This window comes from Mycobacterium sp. (assembly GCF_050701675.1).
Taxonomy (GTDB): domain Bacteria; phylum Actinomycetota; class Actinomycetes; order Mycobacteriales; family Mycobacteriaceae; genus Mycobacterium.
Window position 1 is genome coordinate 1 of the sequence record NZ_JBOGDD010000861.1, and the last position, 5,567, is coordinate 5,567.

General features: G+C 64.5%; 5 protein-coding genes. 2 read left to right on the forward strand and 3 right to left on the reverse strand.

All coding sequences use genetic code 11. From position 1 onward, the window contains the following. Positions 1–577 (reverse strand): hypothetical protein (locus ACRDUX_RS26450; protein WP_526418092.1); only part of this gene is annotated, 577 nt, incomplete at its 3' end. Between the two features lie 4 nt (positions 578–581). Then, entirely contained in the window at positions 582–1,517 is a 936-nt protein-coding gene (locus ACRDUX_RS26455; protein WP_526418094.1) for a glycosyltransferase family 2 protein, read from the reverse strand. Positions 1,518–1,738: 221 nt separating this feature from the next. Here ACRDUX_RS26455 and ACRDUX_RS26460 point away from each other — a divergent pair, with 221 nt between their 5' ends. Together ACRDUX_RS26460 and ACRDUX_RS26465 are read left to right on the forward strand one after the other, a co-directional pair. Further along, on the forward strand, positions 1,739–3,334 hold the full coding sequence (locus tag ACRDUX_RS26460) for an oligosaccharide flippase family protein (protein WP_526418096.1): 1,596 nt from the start codon (positions 1,739–1,741) through the stop codon (positions 3,332–3,334). Continuing rightward, positions 3,334–4,266, forward strand: a complete 933-nt coding sequence (locus tag ACRDUX_RS26465) for a glycosyltransferase family 2 protein (RefSeq protein ID WP_526418098.1) — start codon at positions 3,334–3,336, stop codon at positions 4,264–4,266. The genes ACRDUX_RS26460 and ACRDUX_RS26465 overlap by 1 nt, the downstream gene beginning before the upstream one ends. Here the strand turns inward: ACRDUX_RS26465 and ACRDUX_RS26470 are convergent. Beyond that, a partial coding sequence (locus ACRDUX_RS26470; RefSeq protein ID WP_526418100.1) for a hypothetical protein occupies positions 4,224–5,567 on the reverse strand: 1,344 nt, incomplete at its 5' end. The two genes, ACRDUX_RS26465 and ACRDUX_RS26470, sit on opposite strands and share 43 nt — an antisense overlap.

The window sequence follows — 5,567 nt, forward strand, 5'->3', positions numbered from 1 at the left end:
GCTCGAGAGTGTCGCGCTGAAGGTGTTCGAAGACGTCCTCGGACACGACGAGGTCGACCGATTCGGGCTCGAGGTTCACGAGTCCGGCGTCGGCCACCATCAGCCGCGCCGGATCGAGCCTGCGCGCGAGACCCCGCTGGCTCAATGCCCGGTCGAGCGCACGCTCCTCGGCACGGTCGAAGAGCAGACGGCGGACGACGGACTTTGCGGCGCGTTCGGCGCCGTTGCGGCGAAGCATCGTGACGAACTGGGAGGGGTGGCCCGAGATGACGGGCGCCTCGGCGTCGACGCCGAGGACGTCGATCCCCATGCTCTGCATGGCGATCTGACGATGGGGGCGCGCGCCGAACCCGATCTCGAACACAGACGCCTCGGTCAGCGCCAGGCCGGTGTATTGCGCCAGTAGGTGGTCGTACTCGTCGATCTGGTCGAAGAGATCGTCGAAATCCACCCCGCTGCGGGCCTCACGCCGATACAGCTTGTACAAGGCCAATCCCTCGTCGACCTTGCGCTTCAGTGGCAGCCCGTGCGCGACGGACGGGCTGATGCGTTTGGTGCTCGCGGTGTTGGGCATCATTGCGTCATTCCGTTTCCGCGGCCGATTCGTCGGCCAGCCGGCTGCTTTCGTCTCGTTCCCACTCTGGTGTCGGACCGGGCGTCCACCTCTTGGCCAGTGCCATCCCGATGTACACGGCCGCGTCCGCGGCTGATCTGGGCCCGTGAACTGCGCCCATGGCCGCGATTGCGGAAGGGGCCGTCGTGTTTCGTGCGCCGGCGCCGTCACCCCCGCGGTAGGGCGACAGTTCGGCTTTCCCCCGGTGGCTGCGGCGCAGGATCGCGAGAAGGCTCCTGATATTGGTGGGCGTCCTCACGACCACCGGTTCGGTGGTGACCACGGCCTTCTCTTCTGGGGAGAATCGGGTGTCGACGTAGAAGTCGTCCCCCGTGATGGTGGGGAAGGTGCCGAGCCGTTGGTGTCCTTCTGCGCTGAGCCCGTAGACACCAGCACCCCACATCGCGAGCTTGTGTGCAGGGATGCGCTGACGTGCTCGGTAATAGCTGCGGACGACTGCACTGGCCCCCTGGAAGTCGTAGCGGGCTTCGGGTCGCGCAGCCATCACGTCTCCGCGCGTCAGCCGGTCGAGGACGTCCAGCACGGCAGCGGCCGATATCTGGATGTCGGCGTCGAGGTAGAGCCTCGGCCACAGCACGGCGGTGGCGTCGCCGGCGTTCAGGGCTGCAGGCTTGGAACCCTGCGACAGTTCGAGGACCCGCGCGCCGGGAACGGTTCGGGCGGCATCGGCGGTGTCGTCGGTACAGCCGTTGCACACGACGATCAGCTCGATGTAGCCCGCGACCGCGGCCTGACTCAGCGGCGAGAGCGTGCGCCTGATCACTTCCTCTTCGTTGTACGCCGGAACGATCACGGCGCCGCGCTTTAGCTGTCCCGAAAGCGGCTGACGGGTGCGAATGCCGGTGGGTGCGGTAAGCATCATCGGATCCCGGACTGGTGACATTTCGACGTACGCCTTTCATGAACCGGTCGCCCCCGCGCCCGAGTCGGATCAAGATGAGACGATTGCTAACTCTGCATCAGCTATGGCTCAAAGGTAGCCATTCGCAAGAAACCGCCCGCGGCACATCATACGTCTTCCAGGCGTACGAACAACAGTTTATGGTTGATGAACCGTCCTCGTGGACGCCCGGTGACTCACACTGGAGACCCACGGACTCGGCTATGGTGTCTTTGTTTGCTAAAACGAACACGAAACGGTCCATGATGGCACGCGAACGTACGGCGCTACCGGAATCCGACCCCAGCGCGCCGCAAGCACACGGGTCGTTGAGTCACCGTGCGCGCCGGGCCGCGATGTGGACCGGTGGGAGCGCGATACTCATGCGCCTGAGCAATGTCCTCGTCATGGCGGTGGTCGCGCGGATCATCGCGCCGGATGAGCTTGGCGTCTACGCATTGGCGATCACCGTGCACGGTTTCGTGGTCTGTCTCGCCTCGTGGGGCGTCACCTCGGCAATTGCGCGGGCCGATCTCGACGCGGACAAACTCGGACCGACCGTGACAACGGTCGCGCTCTTGAGCAGTGGGATGGTCGCCGGGTTGATGGCCATCACCGCCGGCCCGGTGGCCTCGGCATTTCACGCTCCGGAAGCAGCCGGGCCGATCCGCATCCTTGCGATCGCCGTTGTCCTTCAAGCGGTTTTCGCGGTTCCGGCCTCGCAACTTCAGCGGGAATTCCGCCAGGAGGTGATGTTCCGCGCCAGCGCGGTCTCGTTCGTCACCAGCAGCGCATCCCTGTTGTTACTGGCAACCATGATGCACGGTGCGGAGGCGTTCGCCTGGTCCCGGGTAGTCGGAACCCTGACTGTCGGCGTGGTGATCGTACGAGCGCTGCATTCGCTCTACCGTCCGGGTTGGAATGTGGCGTTCATCGGGCCGCTGCTGCGCTTCGGAATGCCGGCAGCTCTCGGTTCACTGCTTTCGCAGCTGGTGCTGAACGTCGACTACGTCATCATTGGCCGCGAGATGTCGACCACTGACCTGGGTCTCTACATGCTCGCGTTCAATATCTGTTCGTGGCCAACCGCGGCCCTGGGGGCGGTGATGGATCAGGTGGTGCTGCCGGCGTTCTCGGGCGTACGACGAGCGGGGGGCGATCTTCGGTCGACGGTATCGCGCGCGGTCCGGACCGTGGCCTTGATCGCCTGTCCCATTGCCGCGTTCACGATGGCCTTCTCCCATCCGCTCATCGAAGCGGTCTACGGGGCCAGGTGGCTTAGCGCCGCCCCTCTGTTGCGGGTGCTCGCCGTATACGGGGTGCTGTATGTCATCGGAATGTTGTTCAGCAACATCATGATCGCATCGGGGAGAACGCTTGCGATGCTGGCCGTGCAGGCGGCCGCTCTCATCGCGTTGGTCCCGGCACTGATCGTCGGTGTCAGGACCGGCGGACTCGTCGGTGTCGGCATCGGGCACATCGTCGTGGTCCTGCTCGTCACGATGCCCGCCTACGCGGTCGCAATGAAGTTCACCGCGGGCGCTGGTTTCCTGGACATGGTGCGCGCTCTGTCCAGGCCGGTGGTGGCCGCTGCGGCGGCCGCCGGTGCCGCTCTCGCAGTCACCGCTGGCTCGTCTCATCCGGTCATCACACTGGCGATGGGCGGTGTGGTCGGGTTGACGGTCTACATGGCGGTGGCAGGGCCGGAGTTGTTGCGGTTGTTGCCGGCAAGGCTGGCTGACAAGCGGATTCTCGTACTGTTCACCACGTGGCCGGTGCTTTCGGTGCGACGGCTGCGCAGGGTAGGAAGCCGCGACTGATGCCTAGGGTGACGATCTGCCTTCCCGTCTACAACTGCGAGGACACCATCGCGGCCAGCTTGACGAGCGCGCTCGCGCAGACCCACGAGGATTTCGACTGCCTGGTCGTCGACAATGCGTCGACGGACTCGACCTTTGAACTGGTTACGGCGCTGTCGGATTCGCGGATTCGCGCGGTGAGGAATCGCGAGAACATTGGACCCAACCCCAACCACAATCGTTGTATCGAGCTTGCCAAAGGTGATTTGATCCAATTCCTCCACAGTGACGACCTGCTGCTGCCGAACTGCTTGAGCCGCCTGGCGCCGGCCTTCGAGAACCCAAGGGTGGGATTGGCGTTCGCACGCAGGCGAATCGAACCACCGGATACCGAGTGGGCGGTCAAATACGCAACGCTGCACACCCCGCTCGAACCGCTGAGTTCCGTGAATGACGGAATGAGCATCGTTCGGCGGTACGTGAACCAGCGGTCTACTGGAAATTGGATCGGCGAACCGACATCGGTGATGGTTCGGCGATCGGTGCTCTTGGAAGTCGGGGGATTCAGCCCTGAACTGTGCTACTGCGACGACATTGAGCTGTGGCTTCGAGTCCTGGCGCGATCCGATGCAGCCTGGGTGGACGAAGAGCTTTCCGTGAGACGCCACAACGACGAAACCTTGACGGCGAACTACTCCGAGAACGATTCAGCCTGGTTGGACCGGCTGTGGGTGCTGTCGGAGTTGGCGCGCAATCGGGACTTGGAACGCCGGTTGAGGGTGCGGGTTCGGCGCCAGTGGGCTGTGACCGCGGCGAAGAAGGTCGTCCGAGCCACCCAGGCGCCCAGGGAAGTTCGCGCCTCGCGATACGGCCAATTGATGCGGCACTTTCGTTGCTCGTTACGCCCGGCTCACCCAGAGTTCAACTCGGGACGGTATCTCCACACTCGGTAGCTAGTGCCATCCGGCAGCGGAAACGTCAACAAGAGGTCGTCGTCCCGAACGTAGATGCTGGCTTTCGGGCCGTAGCCCTGCTGTGGTTCGGTGAATCGCCGCGCTCCCTCCCGACCGGAGGCGGATTGACCGTCGGCAGAGTCGACTCGGGCGTAGAAGCGCACACCGCGCTCGTTGAGATAGGGGCCGACGCCGCCGTTCTCAAGCGCGTCGAGGTACTCCTTCGAGTCGACGAGTCCTTCGAGCTGGACGACGGGCCGGCCGAGGTGGTAACCGATGCTGCCGGCCCTGTCACCGATGGCGATCGGTGAGTCCGCCGGATCAAGCCGATCGATCATGCCTGCGACCTCGGGTGCGGTCGAGACGAACGCCGAGCGGGAATCGGCAGAGGCCACCTGCTCCACGGTCCAGATCGAGGTGAGCGCCAGCACCGACGTGGCCGAGAGCACGGCTAGTACCGTTGCGGCCCTGGCCACATGATTGACGAGGGCGACGAGGGTGAACAGCAGCGATACGGGGATGGCGTAGAAGTACCAGGGCCACAGCTGCCATGAGGACGTGAGACCGAAATATGCCATCGTGCACCAAGATCCGAGGTACAGAATCGCACCGAACACGGCGGACTCGACATGTCCCCGGACGGGTCTGCGTATCGCGATGACGACCGCGGCAACGGCCACGGGTGCAGCTACCAGCCCGAGGTACGAGCTCACCCCGAAGATCCTCGGCGCCGCGAGGAACTGCGCGAAGACTCCCAGGTTGGTGGCATCGCCGAGCGCCTTGGCTTGCCCCGACACCGGGGTCGGCGTGCCGAACGTCGCCAGGTTGACCGCGGTGTAGGCGGCCAGGAAGATCGTGGGAATCACGCCTATCTGCAGTGCAACAACGGCTTTGGTGCGCCATCGCCACATCGCGAGGAGGCCGACCAGTGCCATCGTGACGACGGAGTCCAGACGTGCCGCGATGGACAATGTCATCAGCAGCCCGAGTATCGCGGCGTTACGCGGCGTTGCGGCGGCTTGGGAAAATCCACCAGTGCGTAGAAAGAAGAGCCCGACGGCCGACAGCCCCACGACGGCCAGGCCCGTCTCCATTCCGGAGAAGAAGTAGCTCGGGCCAACCACGCTGACCGCCAGAATCGGAGCGGCCGACACCAACACGATGCCGGCCCCGCCGACCAGTCGCGCGATCTGCTCGAGGATGGCACCGAAGGCGACGAACAGCAGGCAGCTCACGACGGTGACACCGATGAGTGCGGCATGCCCCTGCGACAGGGAGAACACGGGTTCGATGATCAACAG

Bases quoted from the DNA above. Each gene is read 5' to 3' on its own strand.
- ACRDUX_RS26455 (WP_526418094.1), bottom strand. From the start codon at position 1,517: ATGTCACCAGTCCGGGATCCGATGATGCTTACCGCACCCACCGGCATT.
- ACRDUX_RS26465 (WP_526418098.1), top strand. From the start codon at position 3,334: ATGCCTAGGGTGACGATCTGCCTTCCCGTCTACAACTGCGAGGACACC.
- ACRDUX_RS26460 (WP_526418096.1), top strand. From the start codon at position 1,739: ATGGTGTCTTTGTTTGCTAAAACGAACACGAAACGGTCCATGATGGCA.